14 protein-coding genes are annotated in these 18,550 nt (G+C 41.9%); all 14 read right to left on the bottom strand.

The features are described from left to right. Positions 1–130: 130 nt before the first annotated feature. A complete protein-coding gene (locus NBH14_RS13545; RefSeq protein WP_250817519.1) occupies positions 131–2,050 on the bottom strand; it encodes a UDP-N-acetylglucosamine 4,6-dehydratase family protein in 1,920 nt (639 codons plus the stop codon). 464 nt (positions 2,051–2,514) lie between these two features. Beyond that, a complete protein-coding gene (locus NBH14_RS13540; protein ID WP_250817517.1) occupies positions 2,515–3,300 on the bottom strand; it encodes a hypothetical protein in 786 nt (261 codons plus the stop codon). Continuing rightward, the gene (locus NBH14_RS13535; RefSeq protein WP_250817515.1) at positions 3,281–4,585 is read right to left on the bottom strand and encodes an AAA family ATPase; all 1,305 of its coding nucleotides are present in this window, start codon (positions 4,583–4,585) and stop codon (positions 3,281–3,283) included. The genes NBH14_RS13540 and NBH14_RS13535 overlap by 20 nt, the downstream gene beginning before the upstream one ends. A gap of 157 nt (positions 4,586–4,742) precedes the next feature. Then, positions 4,743–6,986: a GH92 family glycosyl hydrolase gene (locus NBH14_RS13530; protein WP_250817513.1), complete on the bottom strand. Its 2,244-nt coding sequence runs from the start codon at positions 6,984–6,986 to the stop codon at positions 4,743–4,745. A 129-nt stretch (positions 6,987–7,115) separates the two neighbouring features. Beyond that, positions 7,116–9,290, bottom strand: coding sequence for a beta-N-acetylhexosaminidase (locus NBH14_RS13525; RefSeq protein WP_186959645.1), 2,175 nt, complete (start codon positions 9,288–9,290; stop codon positions 7,116–7,118). 455 nt (positions 9,291–9,745) lie between these two features. Continuing rightward, the gene (rplT, locus tag NBH14_RS13520; protein ID WP_005635321.1) at positions 9,746–10,090 is read right to left on the bottom strand and encodes a 50S ribosomal protein L20; all 345 of its coding nucleotides are present in this window, start codon (positions 10,088–10,090) and stop codon (positions 9,746–9,748) included. Positions 10,091–10,196: 106 nt separating this feature from the next. Continuing rightward, a complete protein-coding gene (gene rpmI, locus NBH14_RS13515; protein ID WP_128133450.1) occupies positions 10,197–10,394 on the bottom strand; it encodes a 50S ribosomal protein L35 in 198 nt (65 codons plus the stop codon). A gap of 50 nt (positions 10,395–10,444) precedes the next feature. Beyond that, positions 10,445–11,095, bottom strand: coding sequence for a translation initiation factor IF-3 (infC, locus tag NBH14_RS13510; protein WP_128133451.1), 651 nt, complete (start codon positions 11,093–11,095; stop codon positions 10,445–10,447). A 33-nt stretch (positions 11,096–11,128) separates the two neighbouring features. Further along, positions 11,129–13,084 (bottom strand): threonine--tRNA ligase, encoded by a 1,956-nt coding sequence (gene thrS / locus NBH14_RS13505; RefSeq protein WP_186959646.1) that lies wholly within the window; start codon positions 13,082–13,084, stop codon positions 11,129–11,131. A gap of 154 nt (positions 13,085–13,238) precedes the next feature. Then, positions 13,239–15,368, bottom strand: a complete 2,130-nt coding sequence (locus NBH14_RS13500; protein ID WP_186959647.1) for a tetratricopeptide repeat protein — start codon at positions 15,366–15,368, stop codon at positions 13,239–13,241. Between the two features lie 255 nt (positions 15,369–15,623). After that, on the bottom strand, positions 15,624–15,950 hold the full coding sequence (locus NBH14_RS13495) for an acyl-CoA carboxylase biotin carboxyl carrier protein subunit (protein WP_007657087.1): 327 nt from the start codon (positions 15,948–15,950) through the stop codon (positions 15,624–15,626). Between the two features lie 29 nt (positions 15,951–15,979). Further along, positions 15,980–17,527, bottom strand: coding sequence for an acyl-CoA carboxylase subunit beta (locus tag NBH14_RS13490; RefSeq protein WP_186959648.1), 1,548 nt, complete (start codon positions 17,525–17,527; stop codon positions 15,980–15,982). A 19-nt stretch (positions 17,528–17,546) separates the two neighbouring features. Further along, positions 17,547–18,104: a peptide deformylase gene (gene def, locus NBH14_RS13485; RefSeq protein WP_186959649.1), complete on the bottom strand. Its 558-nt coding sequence runs from the start codon at positions 18,102–18,104 to the stop codon at positions 17,547–17,549. Positions 18,105–18,107: 3 nt separating this feature from the next. Next, positions 18,108–18,530 (bottom strand): Holliday junction resolvase RuvX, encoded by a 423-nt coding sequence (ruvX, locus tag NBH14_RS13480; protein WP_186959650.1) that lies wholly within the window; start codon positions 18,528–18,530, stop codon positions 18,108–18,110. Between the last annotated feature and the right edge of the window lie 20 nt (positions 18,531–18,550).

The following is an 18,550-nucleotide window of genomic DNA, read 5'->3' as shown; positions in this document are numbered from 1 at the left end:
CAACAGATTTCCTACCTATGTCGGCCAAACCTGCAATGTCAGAAAGGATAACCAAATACAAATTCCATCGACATAATAGCCACAGATCAAACAGAGGACAGATAAGACGGAGAAAAATATCAGCAGGATGTTATTCAACTTTATCCAACACCTCATACTCCGAATTCTTACTCTTGAACTCCGGTACAATCCCCTTCATCATTTGGACTGTCCCCATTTTATCTACTTTAATCGCCAAAGCAATCAACGGACTCATAACCGAGCAAATATCATTGTAATCATATTCTCTCACCTGAGCGCGATATATTTTAGCATTATTTGTAGGGAGGACGTTCTCTTTAGTTGCCAGAAGTTCCTCATACAGTTTTTCTCCCGGACGAAGACCCGTGTATTGAATTTCGATATCCTCGCCGGGGATAAGACCTGCCAGTTCGATCATACGACGAGCCAGATCGGCGATCTTTACAGGGGTTCCCATATCGAATACAAAGATTTCATTCCCCTTGCCCATAAATGCGGCTTCGAGCACCAAACGACACGCTTCCGGGATTGTCATAAAGTAGCGGATGATGTCGGGATGAGTCACAGTCAAAGGGCCTCCTTTTGCTAATTGCTCACGGAAACGGGGAATAACAGAACCGTTACTTCCTAAAACATTACCAAAACGAGTCGTGATAAAACGGGTTTTACCCGGATGCAAACCTTTGCTGATAGCGATACTTAAACTTTGTACATAGATTTCTGCCAGGCGTTTGGAAGCTCCCATTACGTTAGTCGGATTAACCGCCTTATCGGTAGAAATCATTATGAATTTATCTACATTGTATTTGACAGCCATATCCGCCACATTACGGGTTCCATACACATTCGTATGGACTGCTTCACAAGGATTTTCCTCCATCAAAGGTACGTGCTTATAAGCTGCCGCATGAAACACATATTGAGGTTGGAAACGCAAGAAAAGAGACTCTACACGATCGATCATCCGGATATCTCCCATTACGGCAGCAAATTCTACCTGAGGAAATTTTTCTTCCAGTTCCAAACGTATGTTATGCATAGGGGTTTCTGCACTATCGAATAAGATCAACTGCTTCAGATTGAATGTACATAGTTGACGGCATAATTCGCTACCGATAGAACCGGCGGCTCCGGTTACCAAAACAACTTTACCTTTCAAGGATGTAGCGATTTCAGTCATATTGATACATATTTCCTCACGACCTAATAAATCTTCTATATGTACTTCAGGGAGATTACGGAAATTAACCTTACCTTTCTTCAATTCATCGACAGAAGGAAGCATCAACATACGAACTTTCTTCTTTTCACAATAACGGACTAAACGCTCACTCTCTTCTTTTACTAAATGATAGTCCGTAAACAGCACTGCTTTAATATTTTTCCTATTAACCAAATGGTTAAAGTCTACCTGCTTTTTAATTGAATAAATTCTGTATTTTCCTACACGTAAACAGGTATGATCTCCAAAGCGCAGGAAACCACAAACTTTATACAATAGTTTGTCACTCAGGGAAGCATCAAACAAGAAAGTTCCGGATTTATCACCTTGATAAATCAATAGTTTTCCTTGATTCAAGGATACACTATTGACTATAATTGAATAGAAAACGATCATGAAAACACGGAGTATTGTCAAAAGGAAGAAGGTAAGGAACAAGTCTACTACAGCTCCTAAGGCTAATTCACGAGGAGATTGAATCGTCGTGGTCAGGTAAACCAAAACGACAATGAAAAGTACCTTTATTAATGAGGATAAAGCAAGACGTCCAGTTTCTGTAAATGCAGAATGCCGGATCACACCTTTATAGGTCTGGCACAAAAAGAAACTCACCAGACTGCTACAGAAAGAAATGGATAATATATGAAATAGAGAATCGTCCACAAGCTCTGTTCCAAGGATATACCATAGGAATGACAGAGAAGTAGCAGTAGCCAGAATTGATAGAAATAAATCAATAAATAGGACGATCCAACGGTTAAAAAATTTAACGCGTGATAATACTAGTGCAAAACCATTGATATTCATAAGTTATAAATTAAGGATGTTATGTAAAAAAGTTCGTCAGTCACAAGTGACCAACCTACATAAATCATTGTAATTCTTATACTTAAAGGTCATTGGAGTGACTAGAAAAAACGATCGTTTTTTCTAGTCACTATATTTTGCCTAATTTTTGTTAACCTATGATTGGAGCGGCTTTTTGAAAAAATCGAATTAAAACATTGAGGAACAAATAGATAATTTCTCAGAAACTCTTTGTATTTCAATAAATATCACTTACATTTGCAGCACAAAAAAATGACTAGAAAAAACGATCGTTTTTTCTAGTCATTTTGAATTATCCCCCTTCATTATTTTTAAAAGATTTTACATCCAATAACAAATCATCCTATCAATCTTTACGCTCATAATACAGTTTCCTAAATACAAAAAGCCCTGAGAAGTTCATTACTCCCCAGGGCTCCCTTACAATAATTTATTTTTCTTACTTATGCGTATCTTCCAATGAGAATCTGCAAATCCTCTTTTTCTATTTCTGATTCAAGAATATCCATTTCATCAGATGAATAAGCCGCTATATCAAAAGATTTCCATATATTCCATAGCGTATCTGTAATGGCTTCAAATTCCAATAATTTAAATTGATTCCTATATTTTAAAGCTTCTGTACGCCAATATCTTGTATTATCAAAAAAGTTCTTTAAATCCTTTTTCTTCAAACATTCATACAAGACTTCTTTTATTCTATCTAAATCATTTTCCGGTTGATACGGCATATCTGATTCAAATTTTATAAAAGCATTAAACTGTATGGGATTCATCACCTCCCAATTCGCACTAAACTCACGAGCAAAACGCCGTACCCAACTTTGAGCCTTGGGAGCAACCTCTTCAGAAAAAATAAAATAACTATTGGGGGCAATCCTAGACTCTGATAATAAATCTTTAGAATGTTTTATTTTACGAACTAATGAGCTTTTCTCCAGATTTCTAGAACTTTGATAATCCAAACGTAATTCTACCAACAACAATCTATGATTTACTTTTCGATTATTTTGATAATCACTAATTCCGACTGCTGCATCCATTGTATTATCTTTTGAACCACCACAGAACTTTGTTTCGTAATCATCCAAAGCCAAACATTTGATCTTGTTTGAAAAAATCCCTACTTTATTATAATCTCTTTGAGAGACTTCATCTAATAAACACAAACAATGTTTTGCTATCAAATGAGAAACAATAATGTCTTCATTATAAATTATTGGAACCATAATCTTGAATACGGGATATCGCAATATTAAAAGACTCAAAAATCTCTTTTATATCGCTTCCGAGGTTTTGATATGTATATTGTAATGAATTCTCACTTCTAGTCGCCTGATAAAAACAGGTATTTTCGGTAATATCCTCTTTATGGGCAATCGATTGTATAGCTGCAACCATATCCGGATTATGACTGGCAATCATAATTTTTAAGCCTAATTCCTTATGCAGCAAAACTAATAAACGTGCAAATTCCACTATCCACTGAGGATGCAAATGGGCTTCGGGTTCATCAATAAGCAACAAGGTCTCTTCATTCAGATAACCATTTTCCAAAAGACGCTGTAAATAGGCAAAAGCTTTCAAACCGGTAGCAGCTTTTTCCAAAGGTATATTTAAACCATCCTCCCGATGAAAATGCAATTCCTTATTAAAACCAAATGTATCGTCTTCAACTATTATCTGCCCATTTATCAGTCGCCTGATGCGTAACAACACTTTTTTGCCAGACTGAGGCATTTCTCCCTGAGGACTTATCATCATTTCATATAAATCTGTCCAATGGGGACTTAACATTTTAGCTTTATCAGACAAAGCCATTGGAGTATCTATATATATTGCTCTATGAATCATCAATGGAGCATTAAATTTTCCTTTTTCCAATAGCTTAACCCCGTCTTCTGAAAGTTGTATGTTTGACGGAGCTTTATCTTCCTCAGAATAATTTTTTTTTATAAATCTATACAGTTGATCTGATGAGCGTTTTTCTTTATCAAGACAGAGTTCTTCATATTTTTGATCAAAATCAGCTATTAATGAACTAAAAAATTCAGCGATATTCTTTTCCAAGAGGATTTTATCTTCATTATATGAAATTTTCAGATAAGAGAAAATACGTTTTTTTCTGCTCTTCATCATTTCTGCAGATAAGAAAGATATCAGTCTCAACTCGAACTGCTTAACCAAACTTATATATCTTTCTTTCAATGTGTCTATATCAACTTGATCATTTATTTGACCGATCACCTCATGATATGAGATTAATTCATCGCTCTGACTTATCTCCCGACTAGCTCTAACCAATTTTTGAAGATTTCCTCTTAATTTATTGGAGAATTCCTCATAAAGAGATTCGTCAAATTTGTTCGATTCATTAATTATATAATACAACCATCTTGACAAAGTACTTTTGCCACAACCATTTTCTCCGGACAACACAGTTATTCCATTGATAGTAATATCAGCTTTCTCTATAGCATGATACCCATATAGCGAATATTTATATTTGCTCATCTGTCCTTTTTTAATTCTGTCTTTGCAAAAATAAAGGAAAAACCGATGACTACAAAGGTAAAAGGATTTATTATTTATCAAGTATCCTATATTAGAAATAGAAAGCCCTGGAAAGTCTCAACACTTCCAGGGCTTATTTCTGCCATGTTTTTATCTCTTACTTATGCGTATCTTCCAAAATGAATTTAAGCGTTCCGGCATTTACCAATTCTTCCTGAGAAATGGTATAGCCTTTTAGTTTCTTTCCGTCGGCTGTTACTTCTTTAATATAGATGTCTTCCGGACTGTTATGCATGGATTCGATTACTAACTCACCTTTTGGATAAAATTTCTTATTCAAATCGATGGTAACCTTATTGAAGGTCGGCGAAGTTAGAACATAATCCATATCGCCGGGACAAGCCGGATAGAATCCCATCATAGAGAAGACAGCCCAGGTCGACATGGTTCCGGTATCGTCATTGCCGGGAAGACCGTTCGGTGCATTATGATAGTATTTACTTAGCAATTCACGAACGAGCTTCTGTGTACGCCAAGCTTCACCTTTGAAGTAACTGAACAGGTAGGCATAGGCGATATCCGGTTCGTTTGCCATATCGTAATGGCCTTCGTCGAATACCATCTGCAATTTGTCTACAAATTTCTTCTGGCCTCCCATCAGCTTAACCAAACCGGGGATATCGTGAGGAACATAGAAAGTATAGTTCCAGGCACTTCCTTCATGGAAACCGGGATTGGGTTCGAAGTTTTCACCTTGTTTAGGATTGAAGGGAGAATAGAATGTTCCATCGGGCAGAATTGGACGAAGCGTACCGAATTCTTTGCTGTAATAATGCTTATAGCCCATCGAGCGGTCATAAAAGAGTTTTGCATCTTCCTTCTTTCCCAATGCTTTAGCAAACTGGGACAGGTTCCAGTCGGCTATATAATATTCCAAAGCATGGGATACAGAATTGTCGTATTGTTCACGAAGCGGAACATATCCTTTGCTCATATAATCGTTATTGTCCGGACGAAGCAGGTTGAACTCACCCGGTGTAGTAGCTCCTTTACGCATCGCTTCGTAAGCTGTTTCTACATCGAAATCACGAAGGCCGCGCATCCAGGCATCTACTATATAAGGTATGGAAGGATCACCTTCCATCGTGAGGGTTTCGCGTCCGTATAGTTCCCACTTAGGCAACCAGCCGCTTTCCTTATACATATCGACCATGGTACGGATGATATCGAGCTGACGTTCGGGGAAAAGCAAGGTCATCAAGGTACTTACGTTACGATAGGTATCCCACAAAGAGAATACGGTGTAACGGTTTCCGGTAGTATGACCTACTTTCAGGCTTTCCATCATCGGGTATTCACCGTTTACATCCTGAATAATGTTCGGATGAATCAGCAGGTGATATAAAGCGGTATAGAAAATTGTCTTGTCGTCTTTGCTGCCGCCTTCTACCTTTACACGCGACAAGTCGCTGTTCCACATATTGCTGGCGGTTGTCCTGACTTTATCGAAGTCGAAGCCGGGTTGTTCCGTATTCATGTTGAGACGGGCGTTTTCGATACTGACAAAAGAGACACCCATCTTGACTTCGATGGCTTCGTTTTCTTCCGTATCATAGGTGAACCATACACCGACATCGTCACCGCTCATTTCACGGTTATACTTGGTATATAGTTTGTATTTGCCTGAATAGACATCCCATTCGGCTTCCACACCTTTCATCTCACGCTGTTTCTTCCAGTATCCCATCGACTTGGGAGCCTTGCTGACCTTCATTACGAAATAGATCGGGAAAACGGCCTGCGGGTTATAACAGAAAGTTCCCAGCAGCTTGCTTCCTTCAATCTCTGTTTCGTTGACAATACGAACGGTTGCTCCGGTTTCGTTAGTCAATCCTTCTCCCAGGTTCAGCAGAATATTCCCCTGCCCCTTTGGGAAAGTGAAACGGCTAAGGCCGGTACGCATACTGGCTGTCGCTTCGGTCTTGATACCATATTTTGTCAGGACATTGCTATAATAACCGGGATGAGCTACTTCATCCTTATATTTACTACCATATTCTCGGTAATCGACTTTCAGTTCACCGGCGGTCGGCATCAATAACAGACTACCTAATTCGGGACAACCTACCCCACTCAGGTTTACATGGGCAAAACCTGTCATGTAGTCATTGTCGGCTGAGTATGGAGTGGACCACCATTGGCTGTCTTTATCGAAGCGGTTGCTCTCCGATCCCATCACATTGAATGGAGTGACACTCATCATACCCTGGGGACAGATGGCTCCGGGATTAGTAGTCCCGTAGTTGCTGGTTCCGATAAAAGGGTTTACATAATCTACCGGCTGTTGTGCTGCCGCCATCAGGCTACCACACAGCAGGAGGCTCATTACTTGCTTCTTCATTCTCGATTTATTTAGTTAATTAATAATATGCTAATTTGAAAATGTGCCAATATGCCAATGAGTATACATATGCATTAATTCTTAGAATTGGCACATTGGCATATTTACCACATTGGCTCATCATCCTCTTTACCATACGACGATTTCCTCCACAAAGATGAATCCCTTATTCGCTTCATCAGCTTTCAGACGGACATAGCGGGCTTTCCAGTCTCCCTGGAAGAGATATTCCTGGAAAGAAAGTTCGGGATCTTTATTGGAGATGGTGGTCGGGATAATTCCCTGTGAAGTGAAATTCGTTCCATCTTCGGATGTCAATAACTCGACTGTAGCCGGTTGGAAAACTCCCGGCCCGATCAGTTGCATGAAACGGGCGGATACTTTGTGAATATCGGTAACTTCTTCCATATCGATCACACAGTCAAGATCGTTCAGGTAGCCCTGCCAACGACCATCCAGATAGGTCAGTCCTCCCCGATAGCCATCGAGCAGCGCATTCATACCGCCTGCCATATAACCGAGGTACAACTTACTATTATAATGTATAGGCTTGTTGATAGCGCGGTGGTAATCGACTTTCTTCTCGGTCGGGGTTCCCTGCAACTGGCCATTACTGAAAATGGCAGCTTTAACATAAGCTGAATCCTTCACCAGAATCATCCCGTCGTAAACTGTGGAGGAGGCTGTCGGGACAGTACCGTCCGTCGTATAACGGATTTCTGCCGGATACTTTTCGGCATCCAGGTAGACTTCAATCTGTTTGTTGACCGTATCGACCTTCATCGTTACTTCCAGTTCGTCGGAAAGAGTAAATGTATTGATGCCCATCTGCTGTAATTTTGAGATATGAGCATTCATACGGGGTTTGAAGTCATTCCATTCGCGCTTTTCCTGAGGCGACCAGGCAATCTCTGCCAAGGCCAGGGCACGGGGATACATCATATATTCCAGATGTTGTTCATCCTGGATATATTCTGTCCAGGTATTAGCCTGTACTCCCATGATGTGTTTACTTTCTTCGGCAGTCAGGGAGTCGACCGGAATCGGATTATAACTATACACTTTCTTGATCGGAGTATATCCGCCGATAGCATAAGGCTGTGTTTTAGGATCTGCCTGGTAGAAGTCAAAATACATATAATTACCCGGTGTCATCACCACGTCATGTCCCATACGGGCAGACTTGATACCACCACTTTCACCACGCCAGGACATAACGGTAGCCTCCGGAGCAAGACCACCTTCCAGTATCTCATCCCAGCCGATCAGCTTACGGCCTTTAGAGATCAGATGTTCCTCTGCCTTATGTATCATATAACTTTGCAGTTCATCCACGCTTTTCATGCCATTCTTTTTCATGAGCGCCTGACATTTAGGACAGGTTTTCCAGGCAGCTTTACCGGCTTCGTCCCCTCCTATATGGATATACTCGGATGGAAAAAGTTCGATCACTTCATCCAGTACGTCTTCCATAAAGGTAAATGATTTCGGATTACCGATACAGAAATCTCCGTTCTTATAAGGCTGACCGGAACAACTTAACTCCGGATAAGCAAACAGGACCTCTTCCGAATGACCGGGAAATTCGATTTCCGGCAATACATTAATATGTTTAGAGGCTGCATAGGCAACGATCGCACGTATATCGTCTTTGGTATAATAACCGCCATAGGCTCCCGGAGTTCCTTCAGAAAGATATTTGCGGTCTTTTCCATCCCACCACTTCCGCCAGTCGGATTCGGTACGGAAAGCGGCATCCGTAGTCAGTTTAGGATATTTATCCATCTGGATACGCCATCCTCCTGCATCCGTCAGGTGAAGATGCAGATTATTCAGCTTATAAAAGGACATCACGTCCAGCAACTTGAATACTTCTTCTTTGGGAAAGAAATGACGCGACACATCCAGGTGCATCCCTCGGTACTTGAACCGAGGCTCATCCTGTATGGTGACATAAGGGATTCCCTGGGGAGAAAACAGCTGACGGAGTGTCTGTTCGCCATAGAACAGACCTGTCTCGGTGGCCGCTTTCAGGTCGATACCCTTTTCATTCACTACAAGCTGGTATCCTTCCGGATTTCCACCTATTGACTCATCCACGGTAAAGCGGACATTTGCAGGCTTTGCCGTAGAAAAAACAGCAGCACTGTCGACTTTCAAAAAGCCTCCTGAAGCACTAACCTGTGCAGGCAGCGGGATTACATTCAGTTGCACGGTCTCTTTCGGAGAGCAGGCAACAAGAAGCAAAGAGCATACTACAGTAACACCCGTCATCGCTATGCGCGATTGTTTTGGCAGTAACATAATAATCAGTTTTTGTGTATTTATTCTTGGTGCGGTAAATATACAAAGAAAAAGGGAAAATCCCGTAAGAGATTTTCCCTTTATATGAGAAGAAAGCCGCACCCTAGATATGAACAAACTCCGTATGACAGGATTTGAGTGCTTTGCCACCTTTGTAATCCGCTGTGCGATGCATGCCCCGAAGGGTGCGGCCCGCCATTAGCGACAAGAGCGTTGTCTCGGAATTAAAATAAACTGATGAGTTTCCCAATCGAACAAGTGCGGCTAACTCATTTTTCTTATCACAAAGATATGTAAAGCCTTTGAATCTTCCAAACAAAATGTCAACAATTTCCCCTTAAATAATGAATAAAAAAGTGAAGTCTCAGTGTTTCAGAAGGTATGAATTGTAAAAAGCAAACAAAAAAAGGGTCCCGAAACCGGAACCCTTCTCCTATTGACATTTATATATCAATTTACTTTACTTTTGCAACGATAGCTTTGAAAGCTTCCGGATGGTTCATAGCCAGGTCGGCCAACACCTTACGGTTGATTTCAATTCCTGCAGCATGCAAAGCTCCCATCAAACGAGAGTAAGACATACCTTCCAGGCGAGCGGCAGCGTTGATACGCTGGATCCACAATGCGCGGAAGTTACGTTTCTTGTTACGACGGTCACGGAATGCATAAGTCAAACCTTTTTCCCAGGTATTCTTTGCTACGGTCCACACATTCTTACGTGCACCATAATAACCTCTGGTAAGTTTTAAAATCCGTTTTCTTTTTGCTCTTGAAGCAACATGATTTACTGATCTAGGCATAATTCTAATCTGTTTTGAATGTTAGCGTCATCCTTTATGATGATCTTACTTGCTAAATACATTCGGTTAATAAAAATCTTTGTAAAACTCGCTTAATTTAAGAAGATTACTTCATGCCAAGCATTAGCTTAACACTGCTTACATCAACAGTAGCAACAAGGCCAGTGTGAGTAAGGTTTCTCTTAGCTTTTTTAGTCTTCTTAGTCAAAATGTGACTTTTAAAAGCGTGTTTTCTTTTGATTTTTCCTGTTCCGGTAAGGGCGAACCTCTTTTTGGCACCGGAATTAGTCTTCATCTTAGGCATTTTCCAATTTTGTTTTAATTATTAAACTTGACACCCTCTACGGGCGTTTTTTATTCTTTATTTTCTTCAGCGTCAGATTCCGTCCTCGGCTTCAAAGTTATCACTTTCTTAACCACAGGCTTTGCCGGTCCAGATCCTGCAGATGCAGGTTTCGGAGCAGCTGCTGTAGCCGGTGCCCCTGCTTTTTTAGGTGTCAGCATGATGATCATACGTTTACCTTCCAAAACCGGTAGCTGTTCTACTTTACCGTAGTCTTCCAAATCATTAGCAAAACGAAGCAATAAAACTTCACCCTGCTCTTTGAAAAGAATGGAACGTCCTTTAAAGAACACATAAGCTTTCACTTTAGAGCCTTCTTCCAGAAATCCTTTAGCATGCTTCAGTTTGAAGTTATAATCATGATCATCTGTCTGAGGTCCGAAACGAATCTCCTTCACAACAACCTTCACAGACTTCGCTTTTTGCTCTTTCTGTCGCTTTTTCTGCTGATAGAGGAATTTCTGATAATCGGTTATTTTACAAACGGGGGGCGCAGCATTGGGTGAAATTTCTACCAGGTCCAATCCCTGATCTTCAGCCATTTTTAATGCCTGAGATGTAGGAAATACACCTTGTTCTACATTGTCACCTACTAAACGAACTTCACGAACACGAATACGTTCGTTGATTCTGTACTGTTCTTTCAGATTGTCATTCTTCATTCAAAAAGATTTATTCTCCTCGTTATTAGTTATTTACTTGTTTTTATTTTGCCAACGATTCATCATGTCCTCTACTTCATCGTTCAAAAGCGCTGCAAAGGTAGCAATTTTCATCGAACCTTTATCACCTTCGCCCTGTTTTCTTACAGAAACTTCATTATTTTCTGCTTCTTTTTCTCCGACGATGAGCATATAAGGAATACGTTTCAATTCATTGTCACGAATCTTACGACCGATTTTTTCATTTCTGTCATCTACCAGAACACGAATGTCCTGTTCTTCCAGCTGACGGGCGATGTCCCATGCATATTCATTGAACTTCTCACTGATAGGCATGATACATACCTGATCCGGAGTCAGCCACAACGGGAATTTACCTCCTGTATGTTCGATCAGCACGGCAACGAAACGTTCCATTGAGCCAAACGGTGCACGGTGGATCATTACCGGACGGTGTTTTTTGTTATCTTCACCTGTATATTCCAGTTCAAAACGTTCCGGCAGGTTATAGTCTACTTGGATAGTTCCCAGCTGCCAGCGGCGACCGATAGCATCTTTCACCATAAAGTCGAGTTTCGGACCATAGAAAGCTGCTTCACCATATTCGATCTTCGCTTTCAGACCTTTTTCCTGACAGGCTTCGATGATAGCGGTTTCAGCTTTTTCCCAGTTCTCTTCCGAACCGATATATTTTTCTCTGTTTACTTTATCACGCAAAGAAATCTGGGCTTCGAAGTTTTCGAAATCGAGCGCTTTAAAGATGATAAAGATAATATCCATTACTTTCAGGAATTCATCCTTCAACTGATCCGGACGACAGAACAGGTGGGCGTCATCCTGCGTAAAGCCACGTACTCTCGTCAAACCGTGCAACTCACCGCTCTGTTCATAACGGTAAACCGTACCGAACTCTGCGAAACGCAAAGGCAGGTCTTTGTATGAACGCGGAAATGCTTTAAATATCTCACAATGGTGAGGACAGTTCATCGGTTTCAACAGGAATTCTTCGCCTTCCTGCGGAGTATGGATCGGCTGGAATGAATCCTTACCGTATTTTGCATAGTGGCCTGACGTTACATACAGTTGTTTGCCTCCGATATGCGGAGTCATTACCTGCTGGTAACCGTATTTCTTCTGGATACGTTTCAGGAAATCTTCCAGTTTCAAACGCAACTGAGTACCACGGGGCAACCACAAAGGAAGACCTGCTCCTACTGCGGTAGAGAATGTGAATAACTCCAGTTCCTTACCGATCTTACGGTGGTCACGTTTTTTGGCTTCTTCCAATAATGCCAGATATTCATCCAACATTTTCTTTTTCGGGAAAGTGATACCATACAGACGAACCAGCTGTTTGCGTTTTTCATCACCACGCCAGTAAGCACCGGCCACGCTCAGAATCTTTACAGCTTTCAGGTAAGATGTGTTAGGTAAATGCGGACCACGACACAAATCTGTGAAAGAGCCTTGTGTATAGGTTGTGATCGTACCGTCTTCCAGTTCACTGATCAACTCAGTTTTATATTCTTCACCTCTGTCACCGAACATTTTCATGGCATCTGCCTTGGTAATGTCCTGACGTTTGATTTCTTCTTTTTTAGCTACCAGTTCCAGCATCTTTGCTTCGATTGCTGCGAAATCACCTTCTTTGATTGTAGCTTCACCCGGATCTACGTCATAGTAGAATCCATTCTCGATAGCCGGACCGATACCGAACTTGATGCCAGGATAAAGTTCCTGCAGTGCTTCAGCCATCAGGTGAGCACTTGAGTGCCAGAAAGCATGTTTACCTTCTTCATCATCCCACTTCAGCAGCTTCACAGTTGAATCCTGCATAATTGGACGAGACAGGTCCCATGTTTCTCCGTTCACACTTGCGGCCAAAACTTCCTGAGCCAAACGGGAACTGATGCTTTCTGCGATCTGCATAGCACTTGTTCCTTCGGCGTATTCTCTTACGGAATCATCCGGAAATGTAATCTTTATCATAATCTGTTCTCTATAATTCTTTAATTAGCATGCAAATTTAGCATTCTTTTTCGTAAAATGATCTTTTTAGGTCAAAAGATATATGCTTTAAACCCAAAACAGACATGTTTTGTTGGGAAACATGTCTGTTTTGAACCTAAAAAGCTTATTCAGATCAATTGCTTGTCATACGTTTGATGATACTGTAGGCATTGATAATACCTAATTCACCAGCCTTACTCAGGTCCGCAATACCTTGATTGGCATCACCCAGGGAGAGATGAGCCAGTCCGCGGTTAAAATAAGCCTCTGCAAAATCAGGGTCACGTTTGATCGCCTCATCATAATCCTGTATGGCCGCACGGAAGTCACGCTGCACACAACGCAGGTTTCCACGATTGAAATAGGCATACACAAATCCGGGGTTCAAACGGATAACCATATCATAATCACGTGTAATCAACTCATGCTCGTAAGCCTTCCTTTTATCCTTCACTTCGGCCGATCTAGGATCAGAAGGAGCTTTCGGCTGTGTCGGACTCTGCCCCATCTTAAAGTTCATACTACCCATAGAGGCTGACAAGTCATCGGTTGTAGTAGTCTGGGACATATCATAAACCAATTGTTTGTAACGTACCACTGCACGGTTGAAATAAGCCATCGTATAGGTCGGATCAAGTTCAATAACCTTATTGAAATCTTTGATAGCTTCCGTAAAGTCTTGCACAAGCATATAATCTACAGCACGGCCAAACCACGCATCCGCATTTCCCGGCCGGGCTTCTATCTTCGCAGAATAATCATTGATCGAAGCAAAGTGGACCGAAATCTGATCTTCCGTAAGGGCAGCCTCTTCATTGGTTATACGCAGTTTGCGCGATAAAACCATACGGGCATTATATTCTTCGATCGTCTTGTCGTAATAAACAATTTTCTTGATCGGATCAATCTTTTCGTAATAAGTCAGGACAAACTGAGGTTCGATATCTACGCGGACATTACGATCCTGCACACGTCCACGGACATCACTCTGGTATTTATTCCTGCGTTCCTCTTCCTTGTCATACACCACCAGGCGATTGAATTTACTGATGTTTTTATCTGATTTCTCACGTGTATTTTCACCTTTGTCATCCGAAGAAGATGCATTACTATCCTGTCCAGTCGTATTAGTAGAGGCCATGGCATTTCCACCCTGCGCGGACTGGCGGTCCTTCTTGGAATTGTTTTCCATTTCAATAGCGGTCCAGTAGTCGCGATCGGCACCTACCTGATCATTCATTTTACGCTTTGCTTCGGAACGGCTGTAATAACCCGGAGTAAAATTCGGATATTGACCTAAAACAACATCGAAGTCCTGAACGGAACCACGGTAATCTCCTGTTTCAAAACGCAGGAGAGCACGGTTATAATAAGCCATATAGTTATCCGGTTCTTGCTGGATCACCACATCGAAGTCTTCGATAGCACGGTTGTTATCGCCTACCTGATAACGAAGCAGTCCCCGGTTAAAGCGGGCAATCAGATTATTTTTATCCATACCGATTACCTGATCGTAATCATCCATCGCACCACGGAGGTCATTCATCTGGTAACGTACCAGACCACGATTGATATAATAGCCACTTTCACGGGTATTCAGGCGGATAGCCTCGTTCAGATCCGCCAAAGCACCTTTCAGATTATTAGTTTGATAAAGCAGGATCGCACGGTTACCATAGGACGGAGCATAATAAGGGTCCATTTCAATAGCCTTATTATAGTCGGCAAGCGCTTTTACCGTGTCGCCTTTCTCGGTATACATAGCACCGCGGGTCAGATAATTCATCGAATACTTAGGATGCGCTTTCATCAGCACATCGAATGTCTTTTCGGCATCATCATAGTCTTTCCGTTGGATATTGGCTACGGCTTTATTGACAAGCATCTGGCGATCCTCGGGTTTAAATTCAAGACCTTTGTCGTAATCGGCAATTGCTTCGGCATATTTTTCCTGGCTCTGACGAGCAATACCGCGGGCATAATAGGCCTGGACCAGAAATGGATTCCGCTGGAGACATAATGTACAGTCTTCTTCCGCTCCCTTGTAGTCGTCCAGATTGATCTTGGCAACAGCGCGGTAGAAATAGGGTTCCGCGATCCAGGGTTTTGCTTTAATGACTTGATTGAAATATTGTATCGACAATACGTAATCTTCAAAATACAAGGCATTACGTCCGATAGCCAGAACACGATCCGTATTGATCTGCGCTGACATCGCCAACGAACATGCTACAAACATCAAAAAGAGGAATATTTTTTTCATCAGATTGCCTTAAGTGTTAAAAAGAGGCATGCCAAAAGGTTTCAACAGACTTTTGACACCCCTCTTTATTCAGCGAACAAAAATAAGCAATTCATGTGAATGTTAAAACGGTTCGCAGCAAAAATAATCCTCAACAAACCGTAATCAAGCCAAAAAACTTAAATTGAGTGTAAAATGTATCAAATAAAAAGGTTGCACCAGTGTATAAACACTACTGGCACAACCTTTTCGCACGTACTATGAAATAACCAAATTTTACTTCGGCTGTATTTTTACCATCAAATGATCTTTTGCGATCTTATCTCCTTCGGTAACGTCCAACTCAGTAATCACTCCAGATACCGGAGCGACGATCCGATTGTACATCTTCATCGCCTGATGAATGAGGAGCAACTGGCCGGCTTCAACTTCCTGCCCTTTTTCCACATAAATCTTCACGACAGTTCCCGGAAGAGTCGAAATCACATCACCGACGAAGGGCTTATGCCACATCTTACGGTTCTTATATTTCTCTGTCAGCAGCGTTTTGTATTTACGGGCGGTAACTACAAAATCTACATATTCGTTTTCTTTATTTTCCATATTTTCAAAAAGTATATGTACGGATTTAATTAGAACGGAGGGATTCCGTGCTTTTTAGCCGGTCTGTATTCCTCTTTCAAAACAGAAAGTTTCAGAGCGTGAAGCAACAACGCACGTGTTTCTTTCGGCTCGATAACAGAATCGATAAATCCTTTCGAAGCTGCCACATAAGGATTAGCGAACTTCTCGATATACTCTTTCACTTTTTCCTGACGCATTGCATTCTGGTCTTCAGCTTCCATGATTTCCTTACGGAAAATAATGTTAGCTGCACCTTCCGGTCCCATAACGGCAATCTCTGCACTCGGCCATGCAAACATAAAGTCGGCACCCAGGTGACGTGAGTTCATCGCAATGTAACCACCACCATAAGCTTTACGCAGAATCACTGTGATCTTAGGCACAGTTGCTTCCGAATAAGCATATAAAACTTTTGCCCCGTGACGGATCACACCGGCATGTTCCTGATCTACGCCCGGCAGATAACCCGGCATGTCTTCCAATGTAATAATAGGAATATTGAATGAGTCGCAGAAACGAATGAAACGGGCAGCTTTGTCGGCACTGTCGCAATCGAGTACACCGGCCAACACCATCGGCTGGTTGGCAACGAAACCTACAGTTTCGCCCCCCATACGCCCAAAACCTACTACGATATTGGCTGCCCACAATTCCTGCACCTCCAAGAAGTCAGAATCATCGACAATACATTTAACAACATCGCGCACATCGTACGGCTGCTTCGGATCGGAAGGAACAACCTGTTCAATATTAAGCATAGCCGACGGTTCTTTCGCTTCAACTGGTTTAGCATGATCTGTATTATTCCAGGGAATAAAGCTGACCAGACGTTTAACCTGTTCGAAACATTCCTGTTCGCTCAAGGCATAGAAATGAGCATTACCTGTTGTTTCCGCATGAACACGGGCACCACCCAAGTCTTCCATGGAGATGTCTTCACCCAAAACAGTCTTGATCACATTCGGACCGGTGATAAACATCTTGGAGATATTTTCAACCACAAATACGAAGTCTGTCAAAGCAGGTGAATAAACGGCACCACCGGCACACGGGCCCAGGATCAATGAGATCTGAGGGATAACGCCTGATGCGATTGTATTTCTATAAAATATTTCACCATATCCGGCCAAAGCACCAACACCTTCCTGAATACGTGCACCACCTGAGTCATTGATACCGATAATCGGACATTTCATCTTCAATGCATGATCCATGATCTTGGTGATCTTACGAGCATGTTGCAAACCTAATGAACCACCGGCTACAGTAAAGTCCTGTGCGTAGATACATACCGGAGCACCGAAAATAGTACCTGTACCTGTAACTACACCATCACCCGGAAAATCTTTCTTATCCATTCCGAAGTCACGGCCATCGTGCTTTACAAACAAATCGTACTCATGAAAAGAGTTCTTGTCCAGCAAGGAAAGAATACGATCACGGGCAGTAAGTTTACCCATTGCGATCTGCTTTTCGATAGCAGCCTCGCCTCCACCCATCTCAACGACGGCTTTCTTCTCCCTGAGGGCCTGAATGTTTTTACTTAAATCTGTCATATTATTTAATAGATTTTTATTATTTACCGACAGCTTTTGCTCTGTATGAACAACGAGCAGTCCCTTTAATAATACTATTTAGTTTTCCTTTATTCAACTGGCGACGGATAGCCGAAACATTGTCGATGAACACGTGACCTTCCAGATGCTCGCATTCGTGCTGTACCACACGGGCAGCAAAACCATCTACCACCTCGTCATGTTCCTCCCAGTTTTCATCAAAATATTTCACCCGAATTTTGCTGGCACGGGACACTTTCTCATGTACGCCAGGAAGGCTCAGACAGCCTTCTTCCATAGAAATCTCTTCTTCACTGCTTTCAACGATATCCGGATTAATCATCGCACGCTTGAATCCCTTACATTCAGGGAAATCATCTCCCATCACATCAGCATCGATCACAAGCAAACGAATCGACAACCCAACCTGGGGAGCGGCCAAACCTACTCCATCGGCATTGTACATCGTATCGAACATATTAGCTACTAACTGCTTTAATTCCGGATAATCCCTGGGTACATCTTCAGCCTCTTTTCTTAACACAGGCTGACCGTATAAGTATACTGGTAAAATCATAAACTATAACTGATATTTTTTATTTTCTAAATATGATTGAAGGATAATAACTGCACTGATCTCATCCACCAGGCCTTTATCCTGTCTTTTTTTCTTCTTCAAACCTCCGTCGAGCATTGCCTTGTGCGCCAGGACAGACGTGAAACGCTCATCATAATATTCAACCGGAATATCCGGAATGGTCCGTTTCAGATGCGTCACGAAAGCCTCTACATACTTCATGTTTTCCGAAGGCTCGTTATTCATCTGCTTCGGCAAGCCAACCACGAATAAATCGACCGGTTCTTTTGCCACATAAGCAGATAACCAGGAGACCAATTCTCCACTCGGCACCGTTGTCAGACCGTTTGCAATCATCTGCAAAGTGTCTGTAGCTGCTAACCCGGTCCGTTTCCGGCCATAATCAATTGCTAGTATCCTTCCCATCGGCTGCAAAGATAGCACAA

It is taken from the genome of Parabacteroides caecihominis, assembly GCF_023656785.1.
GTDB lineage: Bacteria > Bacteroidota > Bacteroidia > Bacteroidales > Tannerellaceae > Parabacteroides > Parabacteroides segnis.
This window is presented reverse-complemented; position numbering and strand designations above follow the sequence as displayed.